The organism is Bradyrhizobium sp. LB8.2, from assembly GCF_040548035.1.
GTDB lineage: Bacteria > Pseudomonadota > Alphaproteobacteria > Rhizobiales > Xanthobacteraceae > Bradyrhizobium.
Window position 1 is genome coordinate 20,155 of sequence record NZ_JBEPQV010000047.1, and the last position, 21,213, is coordinate 41,367.

Here is a 21,213-nt window from a genome sequence, read left to right on the forward strand (position 1 = left end):
GTCCCGCCGACCGGCCAAAGACGCGCCCCTCCACCGAGCGGGGCGTCTCCCCTGCTAATCCCTGTCAGCGTGCCGGATTGCGCGCCGTGACGATCCACGTCGCGCTTTTCATCATCACCAACCGTTCGCCGGGGCGGCCCGCGAAGGCGGCACGAACCGCGGCCGAGGCGCGGGCGCGGATGTCGTCGGGCTGATCAGCGAGCGCGCGCGACAGCGGACCGACCTCGAACGTCATCTTCACCGCGTCGTCGATCGCCGCGTCCCGCGTCGCGCCCTCGCCAAACGGGAGGGAAGCATCGAAGGGCGCGATCGCGATATCGCCGAAGCCTGCCGCCGTCAGGATCCGAGCCACCCGCCCCCGGTCGCCGAACGAGAATGGACCGGGCGCTTCGGGATCGGGCGGCGCCGTCGGCGGGACGACGCCTTTGATCGCGCCCATCGGCAGGCGCATCCAATCGTTCTCGGCCGCGCCGCGCCAGCAGACGAATGCGACCCGCCCGCCCGGCTTGAGCGCACGGCGCATATGCGCGAACGCCTCTGTCGGATCGTCGAAGAACATCACGCCGAAACGCGAGAACAGGATGTCGAACGCGCCCTCGGGCAGCTCGGCGCTGCTGGCGTCGGCCACCCGGAACAGAACCTGCGTATCCTGTGGCGCACGCGCGCGCGCTCGGCTGATCAGCGGTTCGGAGATATCCACGCCCAGCACTTGGCCCCCCGCACCGACGCGGGCGCCCAGAGCCAGACTCGACGCACCCGCGCCGCAGCCGACATCCATCACGCGCTCGCCCGCCGCGGGCGCGGCGGCTTCGATTGCGGCCTGCCCGAACACCGCCAGCCTGGCTTCGAGCCGGGCCTCATGGACGACCCAGCGCTCCCCGCTTTGGCCCTTCCAGTCGGCGACCCGATCGGCATTATGCTGTGCCATGACATATCCTTGTTCTGGCCCGGTCATTGGGCGCAGTGCGACCGCCGGGGACTTCCGAGACGATGCAGTTCATCCGGCCTACAAGCGAAAGATTACGGCTTGCGCGCGCTTGCCTTCACAAAGTCGTTCTGATGCGCGCGCACGAAGTCCTCGATCGACATCGGCGGCACACCGGTCAGCAGCTTCACATCGTCCGAGGATCGGTCGTATCGGCCGTCCCGGTGCAGCAGTGCCATCGACTCCAAGTGCGCGACCACGTGTGCGGATGCGCCAATGGATCGCAGGATCTCCAGCCACGGTTCCATCGGAATGTTCATGTAGGTGATTGGACGCCCCAAGACTCTTGTGAAATCTTCGGCGACCTCGCGAAGAGTCTCCGCACGGGGACCGGTCAGCTCGTAGACCTTTCCAAGGTGAGACTCGGGATTCGCCAACACCTCTGTCACGCACCGCGCAACATCGTGGGCGGCGATTGGCGACGTCTTTCCCTCTCCGAACGGCAACATCAGCGCGTCCTGAGCGGTGACTGTCGGAACGGCAAATCGCCAGAAGAACGCGTCCATGAAGGCGGTGGGACGCATGGTGACCACCGGCAAGCCGCTCCACCGCAAGACCTGCTCGGCCAGCCAGTGCTGCTTGTGCTGCGGGCTGCGCGCGGTCTCGCGGATATTCATCTCCGAGACCGTCATTTGCGACATGTTGACGAATGCTTCGACGCCATGGTGCTGGGCAACCACCGCCACGTTCGTCGTAGCCTCTAGATACTTCTCGTTGACCGACATGCTGAAGTACAGGCGCTTGCAGCCATCCACGGCGCGGTGCACCGCGTCCAGGTCGAACAAATCTCCGACGATCACCTCGGCACCAAGTGCCCTCAGCGATTCCGCCCGGCCGTCATCCTGGCGGACCATGGCGCGCACCTTCAGCCCGCGCTCCAGCAGAGACTTCGTCACGTTCGGTCCGATCGCTCCAACTTGGCCAGCGGCACCGGTGACAAGGATGGGATGGGAGTGTTTCATGTCAAGGTTTCCTTCAGATCGGTACCGGCGCTTCGGCCGGCGACGAGAATGGTGCGACCGAACAACTTCACTGGCGACTTCCGGAATTGGTATTGAATTGATTGACAGGACTGTTCGAGGCCGATCGATCGAGAAGTGCCCGCGGACGTGACGATCGCGTCTCGGCTGTGCCGTTTCTGCTCGGCGCGACTCACGACGCCACCATGTCGGCGTGAATCGCCTCGACGACCGCGGCGGGGTGGGTCATCGGGATCATGTGTGCAGCCCCGGGGACAACGACCGTGCGGGCGGCGAACGCCCCCGCGAGCAGACGGCTCACCGACCGCGGAGCGACCGACGTTCGCTCGCCGACGAGCACCGAGGTCGGCACCGCGGTTGAGGTGAACTCGGCGAGCGTGGTCCGATCGGCTGCGCTGGCGGTCATCTCGAGCCGCAGCCGCGGTGCGAGCCCTGCAACCAGCGCACGCCCCTTCTCGCCCAGCGCGTTCCACGCGCCAGCGCCGTTCCAGTGCTCCACCAACAGGCAGGCGGCCGCACTGTGATCAGGCCACGCGCGCATGAACCGATCGCAGAGGGTCTGCGTCTCGCGCAGGGCGTCTTCCTCCCCGGGCACGCGCAGCACGCTGACGACCACAGGATCGACCAACGTGAGCCGCGCCACGCGAGACCCGACGGCCAGCCGCAGGTGAAGTCCGAAAAAGGCCCCGATCGAGTGGGTAACGAGGTGAAACGCGCCGACGCCCTGCATGTCGAGCCAGCCGCGCAGGTACGCCACCTCATCCTTTAGCTGCCACGCCTCGCTCGGTTTAGGCGATCGTCCGTAGCCGAGCATGTCGGGTGCTAACACCCTGGCGCGGTGCGCCTCAAGACCCGTGCGGACCGCGACCCAGGAGTAGGAGCCGGTGGCGGAGCCGTGGAGGAGCACAATGGGAAGGTCGTCGGTCATGGGAGATCCTGAGTTCGGAGTTGCGCCGGGTCTACTGCGGGTCAGCCGGCGAGCGGTTTTCCGTGACACCGAGCCAGGCTTGCGGGACCTTCGCACCCAGCCACCGCGCGAGGCTTGCATTGACCTCGACGGGCTTTTCTTGTGCCATCCAGTGCCCTGAGGAAATCCTCTCGATCGTGAGATCGCGACAAAGTTTCTTCATCGGTTCGGTCAAAGGCGAGTTCACGCAGTCGCACGTGTAGTCATACTCCGCCTCCAGAAATAGAACGGGCATGTCCAGAAAGCCGTCGTTCAATGCATCAAGTGCATAGCGAGCGTTGGCTGCATGATTCATGTACAGAGAGGCCGTGCCGTAAAAGCTCGTTCGCTCGAAGGCTGAGACATAGGCATGCAGGTCGACCTCGGTGATGACCCGTTCATCACGAGGAACGTTCGGAGCGACGTCCTTTCCGCCGAACCAGCCTCCATCACGGCGAATCTGGGACGATATCGCCGGCTTGCCTTTACCATCGGCATTGCCTGCGCGAAAAAGCGTCTTGAAGGTTGCTGCGACGTTCGCCTCCATGCTGCTGGTGGCCTTCTCGAAATGCTCTTCGTAGAAGCGCTGGTACTCCCAGTTGCCGAACGGATATTCGCTTTGCGGGTACAGATCGCGGTTGACCAGCCCGACGAGCACATCAAGTCCACGCTCGAACGTGGCATAGGGTATGCACAGGTTGGCGACCGCGAGGCACCGGTCCGGATGGTGGCTGGCGATGTTCCAGACGACCACCGCTCCCCAATCGTGCCCTACCCAGATCGCCTTTTCCTTACCGAGGGAGTCGAGCAACTCGATCATGTCGGCGACGAGTTCGCGCTGGGCGTAGGCGTCGTGCGTGCTGTAGAGCGAGGACCTTCCATGCCCCCGCAAGTCCGGTGCGATCGCCCGGAAGCCGAGCGCACCGAAGATTGGAAGCTGATGCCGCCAGCTCACTGCAAGTTCTGGCCAGCCATGGACGAAGATGATCGGCGTGCCGTCGCTCGGGCCGCTTGCAAGATAGAAAGTGCCGTTGCGTGAACCGTGGAAAGTGTTTTCTGTAACTTGAACCGGCGACATCGCGGAGCTCTCCTGTCTGAACTGTGCGCTTAAACCAACATCGACTGCTGGGCGAAGATACCCGCCATCGCGCCCTGCGATGATGCCTGGGTGACCGAGGGCAAGAAGGGCGTGGTGAGGTCGCCGGCGGCGTAGATGCCGGGCATGCTGGTTTGGCGGCGCTCGTCGACCTTGAGGGTGATGCCGCCGGGCGTATCCACCGTGGCAAGGCCCAGTGATTCATGCAGGCTTGCGGACGGCTTGTTGCGCGGATGCGCGAAGAGGATGTCGACTGCGATATTGCGGCCGGTATGGAGATTGACGGTGGTGATATGACCCTTGTGATGGGCGATCTCGGTGATCCGGCCATCGACGACAGGTATTTTGCGGCGCGCCAGATCGGCCTGGATATCGGGCGGAATGTCGTGACCATCGGCAAAGAGAGTCAACTTGTCGGTCCAATCGAGGAACAGCCTAGCCTGATTGTGCGACTGTGGGCCGGACCAGACGAGGCCCCAATGCTGGCCGGCGACTTCAAAGCCGTCGCAATAGGGGCAGGGCACGACGGACGTGCCCCAGCTTTCGGCAAAGCCCGGAACATCAGGCATCTGGTCGGCGACGCCATAGCTCAGGATCAAACGACGCGCCCTAAAGCTTTCGCCACCGCCAGTGAGGACGTTGAAATCGTCGATGGCGCCGGAGACACTTTCGGCCCGGGCACTGACCAGCTTGATCGTGGGATAACGCGCCAGCTGCTGCCGCGCCTCGGCCAGGATGTCCAGCGGCGGCTTGTGGTCGTGGCCGAGCAGGCCGTGCGAGTGGCCGGCGAAGCGGTTGCGCGGCAGGCCGGTATCGAGAACGGTGACCTTGCGGCCGGCACGGCCGAGCTGCAGCGCGGCGGCGAGACCGGCAAAGCTGCCGCCGATGATGATGACGTCATCCATGGGGATGGGCTCCGTGTAAATTGGCTTGCATATTTCCGATACTATGTGGTATCGTAATTCATAAATTATGATACTGTCAAGTACTGGAATTGTCGTGACCGAAAATAGCCAGGGCCGGCGCGGCCGGCCCGCCAACGAGGCGCTTGGCCAAACGATAGTCGACGCCGCGAGCGAACTCTTTGTGGAATTGGGTTTCCAAGCGACGACACTGGACAAGGTCGCCCAGCGGGCGAAGATATCCAAGCTCAGCATCTATAGGCACTTCGAGAACAAGGAGGCGCTGTTCAGAGCGGCCATCGCGGCCGGCTGCCATCAATTTACAAAGGCCCTTTTTGAAGGCGTCGACGGTTCGGCCGAAGATCAGCTCATGGCGGTGGGATCATCCCTGCTTCGCACGCTGTTGAGGCCGGACGTCAGCAATGTCGAAGCCATGATCATGGCCGACAAGACGAATCAGAAGGCTTTAAGCAAGCTCCATTACGAAGCCCGCCCCGCCCATGTCATCGCCCAAATCGAGGCCCTGTTGCGTCAGTTGCACGCGAAGGGGGTTCTGAACGTGCCCGATCCGTTGCAGTCCGCCCGATTGTTTGCCGCGCTTTTCAAAGGATCCGATCTCCTGATTGTCGCGCGCTTCGATGAGGCGAGAGCAGAGGATGATATCGAATCCTATTGCCGGTCGGCCGTGGCCATGTTCATCGCCGCCCACGGTGGCAGCGACCACGCGGGCGAATAGGCCAACGGCTCATAGGGCTCGATCAGCACGGCCGAGAACTGAAACCGCGGTTTTCAATATTTGAACCCATGGGATCGCCGGCAAGAAGTCGTTGTAACTCACTGCTGGGGGCTTCCGAGCGTGCTCCGCTGCTTCTTATCGCGCGTCTCGTCGGGATCTTTGATCGCCTCAGCTGCCTCGATGTATTCGGCGATATAGTCCGGCGGCAGGCCGTGTTCCTTGGCACCCACAAGGACAAAGTCCTTATACCAGCTATAGGGCTTGAGGTCGTCGTCGATGTGGTCGGAGGCGGCGAGATAAGTAAGAACCTTCCGCCTGCGGCCTTTGTCGTTGACGACGGTAACCATCGCGTGCTCGTAACCGTTACCAACGCCTTCGGCCTTATCGAGCTTGGCGCGCTCCGCAGGATCGAAACTGAATAGGACGCCGATCAAGCTATTGTCGCTGCCACTGGCGAATGCGTTGCACTTCCCGGACTTGTCCACGCTGCGTTTATGGAAGCGAAGCGCGTGACCAGGCAAGGTCGCAATACCAATCGGCTTACAGCTAGGCATACGCTCGCGAAGCCGTTCGGTCGACATATTGGACCCATACGCGAAATAAACGAACGGTTCCGGTGGCCCTGTTTCGGTGTTCTTCAATGGCTCAATCGGCGGATCGCCCGGCTTAACGATCGTGCGTAGCGGCACTGTCATAATACTGTGCTCGTCGGATTCTTCGCCTTCGCGAGTGATGATGGCTTGTCCATCCTCCAGGTCAAGGATTGGGACGGGCCGGCCGGTCCATCCGCAATCCGCACAGCGCGGTCGTTCCCAAAGGATGCCCGGTGCGGCATCATTTTCGCCTTGTTCAGGTTCGAGATGCGGAGAGTTGCAAGTCGGGCATTGCTCAGGCACACCGCGCAACGCGCGAAGAATCAATCCGGTCGCCATGCCGCTGGCGTGCTGGATCAACGCATGCGCCATCTCCGCATCAGTCCAGGTGGCCGACTTTGAGTGCGTCAGCCAGTTGCAGAACGTCCATGCAGAATCAAGCGCACCCTTGAGGGCTCCGCGACGTTCTTTGTTGGTGTCACCCGGCAGAAGATCGTTGCAGATGATCTCCGCCCAAGCGCGAAAGTTCGCACGCTGTGGCGGTGTGCCGGTCCACGTTGCCGCGTCCTGCGCGACGCCGATCAGCTCAAGTAGCGCCTCCCGGCAACGGACGCCGACGGCTTGATAGTCCGCGAGGTTATGGGCCTGTGCCACGGCGGTCTCGACTTCTTCCATCTTCTCAAAGACCGGACCGAATGGAAGAATTCGTAAGTCGCTTGTCTGTTGTTTTTCCGTTCGCGGGATGCGGAGCATCAAGCCAATATGGAAGGTCACAGCAAGGTCCATATTTGGGAACTGCTCCTGAGAGTAGAGGTTTGTGCCGCCCGTGATGACCCACCAACGATCTTTGTTAGTGTGGATGTCCCATACATCATGGCGGGTGTTCAGGACCGCCTCTGAGTAGACCTTCTGCATAAAAGTCACTTCGAGGTCCGGCGCCTGCCATTCAAAGTATTCCCGGACTTCCTCGGTCTCCTCGTCGGTAGCTTTCAACATGATCGGCTCCCGCGACGGGTTCGTCGCACCGCGTCTGCCGACGGTTTGCGAAGCCCAAACAGTAGTCGTTTGAGCTGCACCACGAGGGCAGCCTTGAGCTGGCGTAGCCCGGCATCAGGTAGGCCGAGGTCGGCAAAAATGTTACCAGAACCCGTCTCGTGAGCTGGCAGCTTCTTTCTGGTACTCATCATCGGTCTAGCTAGCCGGTGCCGCTGGAGCACTCGGGACAATGACAAAGAGACCGGCTCGACCATCGCCTGGATTGCTGGTGAACTTTATTGCCTGCGGGAGAGCCTGAACGTCGGCTGGCGGATCTGTGTTTTCAACAATGATCACCTGCTGGTTCTCAGGAATGCCCATCAGGAAGTGATAAAATCTCTGCTTCAGATCAGTGTGGCGTAGATCATCGTCTTCGCCGTCTGGCTCTTTGTACGAGAGCAACGGCGAATCGAGGATCACAAAGCCAGGGTGGGGCGTCGCTTGCTGGCGGCAGTACTCTAAAAGTCCGATTGAGAACGCGGATTGCGTGATTGCCCGCAGCCCCTTGCCGAAGGACGTCCGATTCTTGCCGTCGATCACTAGATCGCGCTGCCGTTGGTCAAAATGGACGCTTTGCACGTTGGGGAAATGCCACTCTTTCAACAGGTCCAGAACGACCGTCGAAAAACGATGGATGCTGGAGGAAGGAAGATCGCTATCAGCAGGGTCGCCTCCACTGTTTTTCACCTCCGCCTCCAGAGCGGCCTTCCTATCCTGCAGGTCCTTGAACGTCCGGAAAAGGCCAAGTGCTTCGCGCACCTCGGCCTTTTTGTCGGCTATCTCACTGTAAGATTGCCGCATGCTTCGGAGGTTCGGCGATATTTGGGATTCGATGAACGTCGACAATTCCGCGATATTGCCTTCCAGGGTTGGCAGCCGACGTTCCAGGGATCTCGATTCCTTTTTCAATTGATCGATCGTTTTGGACAGATCGTCTTCCAGTAACGCTATTTTGCCAAGTTCCGCCTGCGCAGCCAGCACGACCTCTTCCGGGTTTCCTTCGCAAGCCTCGCCTTTATGTTGGTGAGCTGGTTCGGCGCCACACAAGGGACATGCGCCATCGCTGAGAGAGGAAAACAGCGTCCCAGCCTCCTCGATACCTTCGAGCCGCTCCACGTCAGAGCCGTAATGTCGCTGCAACAATGCGAACCGTTCAAGCAACACCTGGATTTCGGCGAGCCGTTCTTCCGCGTCCTGACGGCGCTTTCGAAAGTCGCGCCGCTTGGCCGAGGCCTCGCGATACTGCGTTTCGGTGGTCGCCAACTGCGCCGCACGCGACTGCAAGGTCTTTTCGAGTCGCGAATCCTGGTCCTCCAGTTCTTTCGGAGGACCCGACAGCTCGCGTATTTGCGCTTGCTGCTCTGCGATCAGCTGATCCAGCAGCTCCAGCTGCCCGATGCGAGACTGCTCTACTGCCGTGGCGCGCGTGGATGAGGTGAGAGAAGAATCATCGACACCAGTAATCAGCAGCTTGAAGGTGGATGTATTCGCGGTATCAGCGACCAAGTTGCCGTCCGACAAAGGGGAACGCTTCTGGATGATTTCTTCTTCATCGACGACCGCTAACCGCACGACATTCCTGAAACTTAGGCTGTTGGTGTCGTTCGCTTTGTTCCGACGTATCCGCTTGTCGACCAGACCGATCTCTGACAGCAGAAATCGAGAAAGGTTGTCGTCCCGGTTGTCACGATGGGCCTCGTGAAGTTCGGCGCCTTTGTCCGCCGGCATCGCATCGACATGAAGGCCCTCGAACAGCGTAAAGGAGCCGCCCGCCATACTTCGGTGGATCGTGAAGGTCTTGCCGTTTAGGTTTTGGATGCCAAGCAGAATGCGGTCATAACCGACACGTTCCGGAATGTCTCGAAGCGGCCCTTTGCCACCAAGCATAAAGTCGATGGCATCGACTACGAACGACTTGCCCGTATCCGAGGCCCCATAAAGCACGTTGAACCCCGGTCCGAACGGAACAGTGGCGGTGGCCCGGTTGGGCCCCAAGAAGCTGAGGTGACGAATGCGAAGCCCGAGGGTCGTGGTCATGGCGATCCAAAGCTTCGTTCGAATTCCTGGAATTCCATCACCCAATCGTCGAAGAACTGACGGATGGTCCGCGCAAACGCCTCCTCTGAGTGGTCCTTAAAATAATCAACAAGCCAGGTCGCCCGAGATTTCAACTCAACCAAATACGGCGACCGGAGCGAGTCCAGGAAGGCGGCAGCGCTCTCACCAGCCTGATAATGAATTCCGCTGGCGGTCGCTTGTCGCGCGACGAGATCGCGCGACATCATCAGCACGAGGCCTTGCTGAACCACCCGTCGCCGGACTTCCGCATTGGGCGACCGTATCGGTGTTGGCGGGTGGATGCTTTCAGGACCGTTCAGCTCTTTCGTTCGGACAAGCAGATAATCCAGGGCTGTCAGATGTTGCAGGTCGAATGAACGCGGATAGGCCGCACCGAGCACGGCAACGACTCTCACCCCAGCCTCAAGCGGACCGTTAAAGGTGATCGATTTGCGCGATGCGGCTACTTCGTCCATTTGAGCCGGTCTTCATTAGCGAGTTGGTGACAAATGCCGTGACGGTCTTGCGTTTGGGCGATCGGTGCAATCGGGTTCGCTGTAAGCTGCATATCTTGAGCAGCCTTCGTAACCGCGATCACGCGCACAAATCCATCGGCATGATCCGTAGCGTTGGTGTCGGCAACGCCGGCATACAGCTCGTCCTGCAATCGCTCGAACGTCCCCGGTTCGACCTTGTCGCGGACGAACACCCGGAGCGTTTCAGCGTGATAGAAAGCCTCCCGCTGGCGCGTGAAGTGTTCATTCAACGCCGCGCGCCGCTTAAGGTCCCCAGGAACCTTAATGGGTTGCTTGGTGTGATCAGAATATGCTTCCAGCAACTGCTCCACGTAACGGCTTTCAAGGACGTCAATCTCGGTCGGTGGGGCCACTGCTGCCGGGCGCGCCGGCAGACCACCTCCAAACCGAGAAAGGTGATGTGGTGAAGCGCGATGCTCCTCAATAATTGTCAGTGGTTGCTTGCCGTGGAAGATTGAAAAATCGAAACTTTCGACGTAGGTCAGGAAGGCGCCTTCGAGCGGGACCTCTTGCGTGTCGGTAATCGCAGTACGGCAAACCTTATCCCAGGTCTCGATGAGGTCTTTCTTGAGAGCGGCCGTGTTCTTGAGCAGGTTGTTGAGCTTCGTGCCGATGCCGCAAGGCGCAACAAAGCTGTATGAGATCGGCGGTTTATATTCGCCTTTGAAAGAGTACCAGAGGATTTTGGCAATCTCGGGCTTGGCGTCAGCCGGCGCGAGCGGCTTGATGTAGTGCTTGCACTGGAAACCGTCCCACGCGCCAAGGAAACCGTCCTTGTCAAAGAAGACCGCGATATCTACGCCGCGATCACCGGACGATCCGAAGCGAACAACATCATGGTAATTTTTCTTGAGCGAGCAGTGTGCCCACTCGTTGGTGAATTCTTCCCACTCGCTCGCCGAATACAACTTGATCCGGGCGACCGGCAGTATTGGCGGTCCGGAAATGATCTGCGCGGCGCTAATCAAGCCTGCCGGGCCCTTGGGCGTCTTGATCGAGCTAAAACCGTCCATCATTCATTCCCCCACGGCCGACAGCTCCACCGGCCACGGCCTGCGCCCCCCGACGCACCTCCGCGCTCACTGGGGTACACGATGCAACTTCGGGTAACAAATTGGAGAAGGTCTCTAGCCGATGGAAAACCGACGATAGAGAGGTTCATTTTGCCAATTTGTCTTTTGCGTTCAATGACATATAGAAATCTAGTTGATCAGCCCGGTGATAACCTCAACCAGCTCGGTTTGGTCCCCATCGAAACTGGCGATCATGGCATTGAGCATCGCGTCCGGATCGAGGCTTTCCAGGTCCAGCGGCTGGCCGGCCTGATCGGCCAGCAGGGCAAAAAATGAAAGTTGTGCGCGCCCGTTTCCTTCACGGAACGCATGTATCGCGTTTAATTCCGCAAGAAAGTGCGCGGCCTTGTTCGCAAATTGGGCCGCTGGAAGGTCTTTTAGAAAATTATCGGATTTTAGGTCAGCAAAGAGCTTCGACGCTTGCGCCTGTATGTGTTCGGGAAAGCAAAATGGATTGCCCTGCTTGGACATCCGGACGGTCCGGGGCTTGCCCGCCCATTCGTAGACATCCTGGAACAGATGATGATGGACCGCGCAGTAGTGGGCAAAATCGAGGTGCCCCTCGGGCAAGGGCTCGGCTGATCGCGCGTTCGAAATTTCGGCCTCGAAATCGTCCAGTTCGTCCTGATCCCGCAGGTCGAGCTTGTTAACGAGAACAGTCGAATTTTCGTAGGTGTACGGATCGTCAATCGCATCGTACATGCGACTGCACTAGCCTTTGCGATAGCTGCGCACGATCGTGCGGCGGTATTCTTCCGCTGAGAGGCCCTTTACGGCGGCCTCACTGGCCCGCTTCTTCATGGCTGGCTTCAGCCGAATTCCTTCAACCGCGCTGATCTTCGTAAAGCTCGCGCGGCCAATGATGAACCCACTTTTAGCGGTTTTTCCAGTCGATCGCTTTTGCTTTGGCATAGCGCGAATCTATCACAATTTTCGAGTTTTGCCACGTCGTCCCAGACCCCCTGTTGCGTGGTCACCCCAGCGGGCAGACCATTATGGCACTGCCAGCGGTAGCGGTAGGCAGTGGCGCCTTTCTGTTCCCCGATGACAGCCACACCACTGCCGGCCGGCAGGACCGGGTGAATAGGCCAGCAGCGCAGCCCGGCAAGGGCATCCACCGGTCTCGCCAGGGGGCGGTGCCTTTCTCGTCTAGCGGGTCGGTTGTGCAGGGCCTATTCGCCCGACCGGCGCTGGATGAACTGCCGCGCAGGGCACAACTGGCCTTATTGAGCTTCAGCCTGCTTTTTTAGAAATGTGATCACCTCCTGAATCAAATAGCTAATATTGCGAAGATCTATACCGACTTCATTATAGGCCATCGTATTGAAGGGGGCAGTATTGAACGTTCCATAGCCAAAAACCGAACTTGCCAGGGGAATTGTGCCCTCCTTATGCGGTGCTTTTTCATCGTCACTTACGACGTGCTTGAAATGATGGGCCATCATATCCACGATCGCAAACTGCCGGCACTCCTTCCGCCATCTGCTTTTTAGGTTTCGAGGTCTCTTAGGGTAGGTCGCGCGGTCGACGGCGTGATACGCCGTCACGCATGCCAGAAACGCATGCCGTTCCGACGCAGGGTTGCGTTTGAAATCCTCGAAGGTCGGTTCAACAAATTGTTCTATATAGTATTTGAGGGCGTTCACCATTCGCTCCAAGGGGTACAGGCCGCTGGATCAGCGGTTGCCGCCTTTCAGGCTATCGTACTCGTCCAGCAAGAAATTCAGATAACTACGTGTCAGATTGCAAAACAGCCGAGCTTCGTGACCCGACATTTCCGCTTCCGCCGTGAGGGTGCCACCATGCCGGACGCCGCCACCTGTAGGAGAGGAAAGATAGCCGTGCAGCGTTTTCATCCAACCGATGGCCTGCTCTGCGACCTGGCCCTTTCGATGTTGTCTCAGCTCATCGGCAATCTTGTTGAAATATTTGCCCTGGATCGTCGCTTCGCCAACCGGAATGCCTTGAAACGCCGTCGCCACGGTCTCCAGCAACCATAAAATTTCCTGCACAGCCTGCCGGTTTTGACCGGCGGTCAGGTAGTCCTGTGCCTGCTTCAACGACCGTTGAATTCGCTCGTGCGCCATCTCATCCAACGACGGTGGTAATTCTTCCATCGTGACCGGGTTTGGAGGTGTCCGCGCGATTAAGTGGGGAGGGCTGACTTCATAGCCAGCATCATGGCTGCTCAGAACGTGATTGATCGCCGCGACATCTGGCACGACGAGCTCTGGGTGTTGGTTTCTTAGTGCCTGTCCTGCGTCAAAGAAGGCTTCGATGAATAAGGCGGCATTTTCGGCGGCTTCAAGCATGTAGTCGTCGAGGTCGCTTTCCGCCCAACTGAGCGATGAGCTTTGGTGTGCCGGCCGACCTGCCGCGTCGGCAAAATACCGCTTGTAATGTTCAATAATGGTTTGGCGATTACCAAACTGGCCTGACACGCGTTTGATCAGAACCGTCAAGTCGGACACAACGCCGCGCGTGATTTTGCCTGGCGATCTGAACCGCCAGGAAGGATCGAAATTGAGCACGCGGGTTCCCCGTCAGCAATGTTGCAAAGCAAAGGCCCCGCATCCAGACGGGGCCTTCTGAGTCCTGCCCTAACCAGGACTGACCACATCATAGCGCAGGCCTCAGCAGCCGCCAACGGCCGATGTTCGAGCGGTATCAAGGGAAATACCGACTGCGACCGAGCGCTTACGCGCTCGGCACACCGTCGGCTGTTTTCTTCATCTATGAACCAAACGAAAGCAACTACCCATGGACATCCAGTCATGGACAACGACCCTAACCCTCGACCTCTCAACCTACGATATCGGCATCATGCGCCTCTGGCTGCGCGAGCACGCAGCGCCCGTGCCGAGTACCAACCGGGACGTCATCGGCAAGTACCTCAACGCGAACCTGGCTACGAACCTCGCATGGGACGGCTTGCTGACTTCTCCGCCCCGTATCAGCCGCCCAACCTTTCCCTCGGTCAGTGAAGGCTTTGAATGGGAGGAGCAGGCCGACGGCACGTTCAAACCCGAGCCCCGGAGCAGCCTCGCGCTCGCGGTCGATTGCTTCGCGGCCCTTATGGTGCTCACTTGCATTGGGCTCATTGCCAGCCACGCGGCACCCCGTTGGCTGCATACCCCATTCTCATGGTACAATACCGCCCATGAGACCCCGGCCAACACCACGTCCAAAGCTTCCCTGTGAGGATTTGACGTGATGTTTCTTAGGTATCTAGGAAAAGGGCGGCGGCTGCGCGCGGCGCGCTGACGCGCGCCGTGCTCGCCACCGCCTTCCCCGGTTTTCACGAAACGTCCCCTAACACCACACCCGGCGCTATCTGGGCTTGAAGATAAAGCCGAGTTCCCTGACCTGCATCGTAATAGATAAAGCGGCCTGTCTTCACGTCGGGCGGGTTCACCGGCAATCCGTCTAGCTCATCCAGCACCGAAGCGGCCAGCAATCTCGATACGCGAAAGCATATCCGCAGGTTCAGGTTGGTGCGTACCGCCGAATCCATCGCATCAGTGGTCGGCTTCTGCAGGGCGCAGACCAGGACTATGCCGAGTGACCTGGCCCGGCGCGAAATCGCCCGTAAGTTAGAGGAAAGGCGCCTGGCAGCGTCTTTTTCCTCGCGAGTGGTCGCGTTATCTATCTCCCATTGGATATCGCCGTATTCATCGATCACGATGAACACCCGGCCGTCAGGCCACTCTCGCATGCCACGGTTACGCAATATGTCCTGGCGCGCGGTCATCAGCTCCATCACGCCGTCAATGACGCGCACGACATCGCGAAACTCCCAGACAATCTCGGCTTTGGGCATGTCGCGATACGCGTAGAACTCCGTGCCGCCCTTCAGGTCGATCAGGATGGTCCGCTCCACCTCGGGCGCCCGCACCAATTGGTAGACGAGCTGGTGCAGGAAAACCGATTTGCCCGAACCGGTCGTGCCGGCGATCAGCATGTGCGGGATCCTACGCGGCAGAAGAACACAATTATCACCTGTTTCAACGGACGTACCGAAAGTGATGAGGCCAGACCGTTCGGCGAGAGGGATGGGTCGCTCCAGCCGCTCCATTTCGGCCCGATGTCTAGCGGCGGTCGCATCGGCTGCAAGTCGCTGTTCGGCTTCTTTTGCTTCGCGGGCGGCTTTCTCAGCGGCGCCCTGCGGCGTTTGCTCGTAAAGCTGACGTCTTTCTCTTTCTTGGTGTTCGTGTGCCAATCGCGCGCCGACCGCGAAAGCGCGGGCAAAGCTCCTTGAGACCATGTCCTAATCTCCTCAATAATCTGTTGGGTAACGGATGACGAAACCGGGACCGCGCGTGATGGCGCGGTCCCGTATCATTTCGGAATGGTTGGTTCGAGAAGCTGGCACCTAGCCAGCCGCAGACGTGCGTGGCGGCACGCGTGCCGCTTCACCGTTTCGATTGTCGGTCGACTTTGCGGGCAGAGTCTCGCGAGTGGCGCGGTAATACATCGTGCCTTCATAGTTCGAGATATCAACCGCCAGCTCGATCTGTTTGCCATCAGCGTAGTTGGCAGGATCGGCGCCCTCGGGCAGCTTCACCTGCATCACTTCGATGCTGTTTTTGGCGTTACGCTTCACGAGTTGCACTGAGTGGCCAACCACCTGACCGCGATCGTTGCGACTCTCTTTGACGCCGCGGCTCGTGCCGCGCAGGACAATTTCAGCATCTGTAAATTCACTCATAGCTTTGCTCCATTCTGGGATAAAAATTGGTTCGCAGCGAGTCAGCGCGTTGCTCACGGCCCCATGGCTGGTCCTCCCCGTCTGGAGTGGCCCGGTTCGTCGAACGAACGACCAACCAGGTAGAAGCCTGCGTCGCGGCCACGCGTGTGCCACTGATAGGTTTCGGTGCAGATGAACTCACCGAGATCGAGCGCCTTTACCTCATCCCTGGGGTCATCGGTGAAATCGAGATCATCATTGCCCTGGAGATTGCGTGACGTGGCCACAAGGCGGCGGCCCTTCACCGCGTCGCAGAACGCCATCACCGGAACGTTGATCATCGGCTGCAACGTGTCATCACCGGGCTTGCGGTACAGCTCCGGCGTTTGGCGCCCGACCGCGAATGCTTTGCCGTTCTGCCAGTAGATCAGGCTGCCCGGCTTGACCTGGTACTTGATGACTTCGCATAGCGCGTCGCGGCCCTTATCGGTCAGCGGCGACGTCAGGCCCTTCAACGCGCGGATATCGACAACCGGCGTATAGGTCGCGCGCAAGGCTTTGCGCCACAGCGCTGCCCACTGTTCTTGCGAAATGTAGAGCTTGCTGCCGCGCCTGAAGTATTCTGCCTTGGATACGAAAATGCAGACATGAATATGTGCGTGCCACAGGCCGGTGATCGCATTGCGGGTGAACTCGACTGAGCGCACGTAGGCCTTCACCGCGCGTTTGACCTTGGTGAAACTCATCAGCCGCGAAAAAGCGCGCAGTATCTCGCCGAGCCGATAGTTCAATTCGTGGGCCGGGCAGCTCCGCTCCGTGAGCGTCAGCAGTAGCCCTTGCATGCCGTCGTGTTTTCCCAGGAAGCGCTCAACCGAGGCGCTGGTTTCGCCATAGAGACGCCGCCCCCGCGCGAGCTGGGCCGTGGGACAGAGCGGGTGCTTGCACTCATTTACCCCGCGCAACCGCACACCCTTTGTGTAGCGGTCGAGGAATAGCTGGGTGCAGCAATTGCTCAGCAGGTTGGCGACGTCGTCCCGACCGGCAGCCTTCAGGCTGTCGGCCAGGGCGATCTTTTCCAGGTGCATGCGCCGGTAATCGCGCTTGCCGATCTTGGCGAGCTTTTTACCGACATCGGGCAGGCCTATCTCATCGCAGAAATACGGTGCTTCATCGCTTGGCAAGCGATGAACGTGGGTGCTTGGCACCCACTCCAGTGTTTCAGCTTCGATGCCATTGAAAAGATCGAGCATGGCGCAGCCCGCCTACTCAGCGATCCGCGCGATGCCCATCTTTCGATCCTTCCAGTCCTCGACAATGACGGGAAAGGTTTTGTGTAGGGTCGGCTGGCCGTTCAGCAGCATGTAGCGCCAGGCATACCGTTCAAACTTGCCCGTCTCAGGGTTACGGCAGAAGGCCTGGTAGTAGGCGACGGGATTGCCGTCGCCCCATCGGTCCGTCCGCTGGTATTTAGCTTCACGCATGCCGGCCGAAAGTTTGTGGACGGGCCGAAACTCTTCCAGAGGCGCTTCGTCCATAGGATCGCCCGCAATGTCCGGGGCACGGACGACGGGTAAATCACCGACTTGGCTTAGAATTTCGAGGGCTAGGCAATGAAGTCTGACAACGTCAAAGTCTTTCATGGAGGCTCCGCATCACCCTTAGTCTTGGGCTAAAAGCGCCCATCGCTTCAGTGACTGCGAACCTAGCTGCTCAAAAAAACCTGATATAGAATCGCCGGAGATTCTAGACTTGCCGCCAATTTTGTGCCTGGGGAGGAGAGCTGATGGCCCGGACTAAGACGCCTGCGAGGTCCAACCACAAGGACGTTGTCCCAATGCGGTTTGATGAGGAGCGCAAAGAGCGATACCAGGCCGAGGCAGACCGCCGCGGGATAGCGCTTTCCCGTGTCCTCGATGAATTCATCCTAATCGGCGAAAAGCAAGATCAGTTTCGCGCAATTATGGAGAGCGCTCGCGGACCCAACAAGCTTCATGAAAGTAAGTACGATCAGCATGTGTTTTTTGGTGCCCTTTGGCTGAATGCACTCAATGAATCTCTCGCGACAAAGCTCAAAATCACCGACGAGATGTTGACCGATTGGGCTTCGTTGCCGAATCCAGTTCTCGATACCAAGACCGTTGCGATCCCGTCCATAAAGGCCGGGACTAAAACTGCACTACAGAATTTTACCAAAGAGATCGAGAGACCAACAGTCTTCCTCTCGTTCATTACTTTCGTGTTGGTACACAGACCGCTCACGCACTTTGACATGAACCCTGGGCCCGTCATACCGGGCCACTATCAGTCAGACATAAAGAACGCGATGTGGCGCATGTACGCCACGAACGCGATTTCCTACGCACTTCTGTGTAAGGTGTACGAAAAACATACGGACAAGCATCCCCTCGACCTTACAAAACGCCTAGCGCCCAGTGATGCAGTCTTGCAGGCCGAATTCGAGCGTTTCGATCGTTTCAGATCAAACTCAATGAGTAAAACTCGCTAATTTTTCTACTTCTTGCTCCCCTACCTTTTCTGCGTAGTGCAACAAGATGCCCCGCAACCGCGGGGCATCAAATTCAAGCTTCGTAAATTGGGGAGTCCTCTTCGTCCAGCAAATCGAGCACGGCTTGCGGAATACTAGCGATCGCCTTTCCGTCGTCGGAAAACCCCAGAACTCTCAGGTGCACGGCGAGGACAGACTGCACCACGGCTAAAATTGCGTCGCAGCAGGCGATCTCGCTCGAATCGAGGGGCTGATCGCCTCTCGGAAACTGGTGTGGGTCGTCGGCGATCACCCGTTTAAGTTCGCTGGCATGCCTGTGGGCAAGCCCGGCGATCGACAGGTAGGGCGACAATTCTCTCATAGATCATCTCTGATTGTGCCGTCCGTCACGCCGGAAGGCGTGGACGGGGGCCGTACCTCAGAGGAGGAAACGGAACGCGTGATGCGTCCCAGTATGGGCCGAATATTGCCTTGCACAAGCGGGGCACCCCCGCCTTTGTTGTTTATGCCTTAGAACTCAATGAGATAACGAGCGGCGGCAGTCTGTGGGGGTGTCCGTTGCGGGTCCCTAATCATACCCGCAGACTTGACCACCGGACGTCCGCTTTTCGACACGAAGCGGACCCCTGACTTTCAAATGCACCATTCAGCTTGTGACCCAGAGGCGACATTTCGAGGCCATTGTTCTAGCTCTGTCGAGCTGCCCGTATGATAAGGTACGCTGCGCGTCGACCAGGTGACGACGATTTCGCCTGTTGCTTCGGCGGTGGAGGACCTTAGCCGTCAAGGAAGTGACTGATGATCGATTTTGTCATGCCGGAGACGCGCTATGCGCTAAGCGGCGACGTCAATATCGCCTATCAAGTACTGGGTAGCGGACCCGTCGATATCATCGTGGTCCCGGGCATCATTTCGCATGTCGAATTCTTGCATGAACTGCGCGGTTATACCGCGTTCATGCGCCGCCTTTCGACCTTCGCCCGGGTCGTTTCCTTCGACAAGAGAGGCCAGGGGCTCTCAGACAGGGTAGCCGGAGCCCCTTCACTTGAACAGCGCATGGATGATGTTCGCGCCGTCATGGACAGCATCGGGTCAACCCAGGCCGCGCTGCTTGGAGTCTCCGAGGGATGCGCGATGAGCGTCATGTTTGCTGCCACCTATCCCGAGCGCGTATCCAAGCTCATCCTCTTTGGCGGCTATCGACGGCGACGCGACTTGCCCGGAGACGGCGAGCAACGGGCCACGCAGCTCATGAAGTCGTGGGGCACGGGCGCGATGATCAACAGAGTTGCTCCCAGCCTCGCGACCGATCCTGCCGCCGTAGCGCAATTCGCCAAGTATGAAAGGCTTTCAGCCAGTCCCGGAGCCATAAAGCAGTTTGCCCTGCTGAATGCGTCGATCGACGTGAGTCAGCTGCTTGAGAGCGTGCGCGCTCCGACCCTTGTGCTGCATCGTCATGGCGACGTGCAGGTACCGGTCGAGCATGGCCGCGATTTAGCCGTGGGGATTCCCGGCGCGCGATTCATCGAGTATGCGGGAGATGACCACAGTCCATATTTCGGCTTCAGCGATCGCGACGAGCTGCTTGGCGATATCGAAGAGTTCATGACCGGGCAGCGGGACGGCTCGCCAGAGGATATCGATCGCGTTCTCGCCACAGTCCTGTTCACGGATATCGTCGATTCAACGCGCCGCGCCGCCGAAACCGGCGACCGGGGGTGGCGCAAATTGCTCGACAACCACGACGAACTGGCGTCGCAAATCGTCGAGAAGCATCGCGGCACTTTGATCAAGTCCACCGGAGATGGCATTCTCGCCACCTTCGATGGACCAGCCCGCGCCGTCCGTTGCGCTCTCGCGCTTGGAACAGCTGCGAAACAGATCGGCTTGGCGCTCCGAGCGGGTCTTCACACCGGTGAAATCGAGATCAGGGGCCGCGATATAGGCGGCGTCGCCGTGCATGCAGCTTCTCGCGTTATGACCCAGTCGCAGCCTGACGAAGTCTTGGTGTCACGGGTTGTTACCGATCTCGTCGCAGGCGCGGGCTTGAGGTTCGCCGAGCGCGGATCGCATGAACTTAAGGGACTTCCGGGCCGGTGGGATCTGTTCGCAGCGAGCATCTAAGTGAAGGACCGCTCTTGGCCCGTCTCGGACCAACGGGGCCGGTTCGATTATGTCCGCTGTTCGCGGTGGACCGGAAGTGACAGGTAGAGGTCTGCACCGACGCGATGGACCCAAACGGACATAGGTCATGCGCCCTAAAGTTGGGGCACGGCTTGCGCTGGTAGAACCTCAACCTCTGGTGATTGTCGCACCTCTTTGTTATAAATTGGTCGAGCAATGTCGAGGCTACCCTTGCTTTACGGACTTAGGAGCTGCCAGTGCTATTCGGCCGTCTGACTCTCGCAGCGATTCTTCTTGCCTTCAGCGTATCAGGCGCTTCGGGCGTTGCGGCGATGATCGGAGACACGTTCGTTAAGCTACCGCCGCCGTCGGGCTTCTGCGAACTCACCCCACGCTACGAATTTGACGGCCGTGCTGTGGCGGTTATCTCCGCGTACATGGCAGGCGAAAATATCAAACTTCTGGCCATGTCTGCTGATTGCAACCAACTTGCCGAGGCGCGTGAGGGCAAGCGACAGCTCGACGACGTGTCCGCATATTTGATTTTCAACTCGGACATGAAGATGCCGACCCCGTTCTCGGTTGCGAGCAAGTGCAAGACTTTGCGGGCATCAAGTAACAGTCCCGTCGGGACCGATGTCGATGCCCGCCTCGCAAGCATTCTCGAAAAGATTAACGTGAACCAAGGCGGTTCCATCGGGGTAATCACTGAGGATGATAACGCCTGCTACACCGCAACGCTCACAAAGCAAGGGACTGACGATGGCGCGCGTAAGCTTTTCGTAAATTTGCAAGCAAACGCCGTTGTCCGAACGAAAGCGATCATGGTTCGCCGACAAGCGGTTTATCAGGATGGAGACACGATCAAGGCCGTGTTGGCAAAGCTCAAAATCGACGTTGCCGCCTTTGTTACGGCGAATCCCTGAGTTGCAGAGAATCAAAAATATTCTTCATCC

23 protein-coding genes are annotated in these 21,213 nt (G+C 59.0%); 5 read left to right on the forward strand and 18 right to left on the reverse strand.

Annotated elements, in window-relative coordinates; all coding sequences use genetic code 11:
* Positions 1-64 precede the first annotated feature (64 nt).
* The 5 genes from ABIB06_RS35945 to ABIB06_RS35965 all read right to left on the reverse strand — a co-directional run bounded on the left by ABIB06_RS35945 (position 65) and on the right by ABIB06_RS35965 (position 4,912).
* Positions 65-928 carry a class I SAM-dependent methyltransferase gene (locus tag ABIB06_RS35945; RefSeq protein WP_354070123.1) on the reverse strand — a complete coding sequence of 288 codons (864 nt, stop codon included), beginning with the start codon at positions 926-928 and terminating at the stop codon, positions 65-67.
* Between the two features lie 92 nt (positions 929-1,020).
* Positions 1,021-1,947, reverse strand: coding sequence for an NmrA family NAD(P)-binding protein (locus tag ABIB06_RS35950; RefSeq protein WP_354070125.1), 927 nt, complete (start codon positions 1,945-1,947; stop codon positions 1,021-1,023).
* 190 nt (positions 1,948-2,137) lie between these two features.
* Positions 2,138-2,893: an alpha/beta fold hydrolase gene (locus ABIB06_RS35955; RefSeq protein WP_354070127.1), complete on the reverse strand. Its 756-nt coding sequence runs from the start codon at positions 2,891-2,893 to the stop codon at positions 2,138-2,140.
* Positions 2,894-2,924: 31 nt separating this feature from the next.
* The gene (locus ABIB06_RS35960; RefSeq protein ID WP_354070129.1) at positions 2,925-3,989 is read right to left on the reverse strand and encodes an alpha/beta fold hydrolase; all 1,065 of its coding nucleotides are present in this window, start codon (positions 3,987-3,989) and stop codon (positions 2,925-2,927) included.
* A 29-nt stretch (positions 3,990-4,018) separates the two neighbouring features.
* Positions 4,019-4,912: an NAD(P)/FAD-dependent oxidoreductase gene (locus ABIB06_RS35965; RefSeq protein WP_354070131.1), complete on the reverse strand. Its 894-nt coding sequence runs from the start codon at positions 4,910-4,912 to the stop codon at positions 4,019-4,021.
* Positions 4,913-5,006: 94 nt separating this feature from the next.
* On the opposite strand from ABIB06_RS35965, the gene ABIB06_RS35970 reads away from it, so the two are divergent.
* Positions 5,007-5,645 (forward strand): TetR/AcrR family transcriptional regulator, encoded by a 639-nt coding sequence (locus ABIB06_RS35970; RefSeq protein WP_354070133.1) that lies wholly within the window; start codon positions 5,007-5,009, stop codon positions 5,643-5,645.
* Between the two features lie 98 nt (positions 5,646-5,743).
* On the opposite strand, the gene ABIB06_RS35975 is transcribed toward ABIB06_RS35970, so the two are convergent.
* The 8 genes from ABIB06_RS35975 to ABIB06_RS36010 form a co-directional block, all read right to left on the reverse strand.
* Entirely contained in the window at positions 5,744-7,234 is a 1,491-nt protein-coding gene (locus ABIB06_RS35975) for a gamma-glutamylcyclotransferase family protein (protein WP_354070135.1), read from the reverse strand.
* Positions 7,235-7,429: 195 nt separating this feature from the next.
* Complete coding sequence (locus ABIB06_RS35980) at positions 7,430-9,310, reverse strand: hypothetical protein (RefSeq protein ID WP_354070137.1); 1,881 nt, start codon at positions 9,308-9,310, stop codon at positions 7,430-7,432.
* Complete coding sequence (locus ABIB06_RS35985; RefSeq protein WP_354070139.1) at positions 9,307-9,807, reverse strand: ABC-three component system middle component 2; 501 nt, start codon at positions 9,805-9,807, stop codon at positions 9,307-9,309. The genes ABIB06_RS35980 and ABIB06_RS35985 overlap by 4 nt, the downstream gene beginning before the upstream one ends.
* A complete protein-coding gene (locus tag ABIB06_RS35990; protein ID WP_354070141.1) occupies positions 9,795-10,883 on the reverse strand; it encodes an ABC-three component system protein in 1,089 nt (362 codons plus the stop codon). The genes ABIB06_RS35985 and ABIB06_RS35990 overlap by 13 nt, the downstream gene beginning before the upstream one ends.
* A gap of 186 nt (positions 10,884-11,069) precedes the next feature.
* The gene (locus ABIB06_RS35995) at positions 11,070-11,642 is read right to left on the reverse strand and encodes a Fic/DOC family protein (protein ID WP_354070143.1); all 573 of its coding nucleotides are present in this window, start codon (positions 11,640-11,642) and stop codon (positions 11,070-11,072) included.
* Positions 11,643-11,651: 9 nt separating this feature from the next.
* Positions 11,652-11,852: a hypothetical protein gene (locus tag ABIB06_RS36000; protein ID WP_354070145.1), complete on the reverse strand. Its 201-nt coding sequence runs from the start codon at positions 11,850-11,852 to the stop codon at positions 11,652-11,654.
* A 311-nt stretch (positions 11,853-12,163) separates the two neighbouring features.
* Positions 12,164-12,586 carry a hypothetical protein gene (locus tag ABIB06_RS36005; protein ID WP_354070147.1) on the reverse strand — a complete coding sequence of 141 codons (423 nt, stop codon included), beginning with the start codon at positions 12,584-12,586 and terminating at the stop codon, positions 12,164-12,166.
* A 30-nt stretch (positions 12,587-12,616) separates the two neighbouring features.
* Entirely contained in the window at positions 12,617-13,471 is an 855-nt protein-coding gene (locus tag ABIB06_RS36010; protein ID WP_354070149.1) for a hypothetical protein, read from the reverse strand.
* Positions 13,472-13,700: 229 nt separating this feature from the next.
* Between ABIB06_RS36010 and ABIB06_RS36015 the strand changes: the two genes are divergently transcribed.
* Complete coding sequence (locus tag ABIB06_RS36015; protein WP_354070151.1) at positions 13,701-14,141, forward strand: hypothetical protein; 441 nt, start codon at positions 13,701-13,703, stop codon at positions 14,139-14,141.
* Positions 14,142-14,238: 97 nt separating this feature from the next.
* On the opposite strand, the gene ABIB06_RS36020 is transcribed toward ABIB06_RS36015, so the two are convergent.
* The 4 genes from ABIB06_RS36020 to ABIB06_RS36035 all read right to left on the reverse strand — a co-directional run bounded on the left by ABIB06_RS36020 (position 14,239) and on the right by ABIB06_RS36035 (position 17,267).
* Positions 14,239-15,204 carry an FtsK/SpoIIIE domain-containing protein gene (locus ABIB06_RS36020; RefSeq protein WP_354070153.1) on the reverse strand — a complete coding sequence of 322 codons (966 nt, stop codon included), beginning with the start codon at positions 15,202-15,204 and terminating at the stop codon, positions 14,239-14,241.
* Positions 15,205-15,312: 108 nt separating this feature from the next.
* Complete coding sequence (locus ABIB06_RS36025) at positions 15,313-15,648, reverse strand: hypothetical protein (protein ID WP_354070155.1); 336 nt, start codon at positions 15,646-15,648, stop codon at positions 15,313-15,315.
* Between the two features lie 53 nt (positions 15,649-15,701).
* The gene (locus ABIB06_RS36030; RefSeq protein ID WP_354070157.1) at positions 15,702-16,877 is read right to left on the reverse strand and encodes a protein rep; all 1,176 of its coding nucleotides are present in this window, start codon (positions 16,875-16,877) and stop codon (positions 15,702-15,704) included.
* A 12-nt stretch (positions 16,878-16,889) separates the two neighbouring features.
* Positions 16,890-17,267, reverse strand: a complete 378-nt coding sequence (locus tag ABIB06_RS36035; RefSeq protein WP_354070159.1) for a hypothetical protein — start codon at positions 17,265-17,267, stop codon at positions 16,890-16,892.
* A gap of 143 nt (positions 17,268-17,410) precedes the next feature.
* Between ABIB06_RS36035 and ABIB06_RS36040 the strand changes: the two genes are divergently transcribed.
* Complete coding sequence (locus ABIB06_RS36040) at positions 17,411-18,133, forward strand: hypothetical protein (RefSeq protein WP_354070161.1); 723 nt, start codon at positions 17,411-17,413, stop codon at positions 18,131-18,133.
* A gap of 73 nt (positions 18,134-18,206) precedes the next feature.
* On the opposite strand, the gene ABIB06_RS36045 is transcribed toward ABIB06_RS36040, so the two are convergent.
* A complete protein-coding gene (locus tag ABIB06_RS36045; protein WP_354070163.1) occupies positions 18,207-18,494 on the reverse strand; it encodes a hypothetical protein in 288 nt (95 codons plus the stop codon).
* Between the two features lie 437 nt (positions 18,495-18,931).
* On the opposite strand from ABIB06_RS36045, the gene ABIB06_RS36050 reads away from it, so the two are divergent.
* Both ABIB06_RS36050 and ABIB06_RS36055 read left to right on the forward strand, forming a co-directional pair.
* Positions 18,932-20,257, forward strand: a complete 1,326-nt coding sequence (locus tag ABIB06_RS36050; protein WP_354070165.1) for an adenylate/guanylate cyclase domain-containing protein — start codon at positions 18,932-18,934, stop codon at positions 20,255-20,257.
* A 257-nt stretch (positions 20,258-20,514) separates the two neighbouring features.
* Positions 20,515-21,183, forward strand: a complete 669-nt coding sequence (locus tag ABIB06_RS36055; RefSeq protein WP_354125693.1) for a hypothetical protein — start codon at positions 20,515-20,517, stop codon at positions 21,181-21,183.
* The last annotated feature ends 30 nt before the right edge of the window (positions 21,184-21,213 follow it).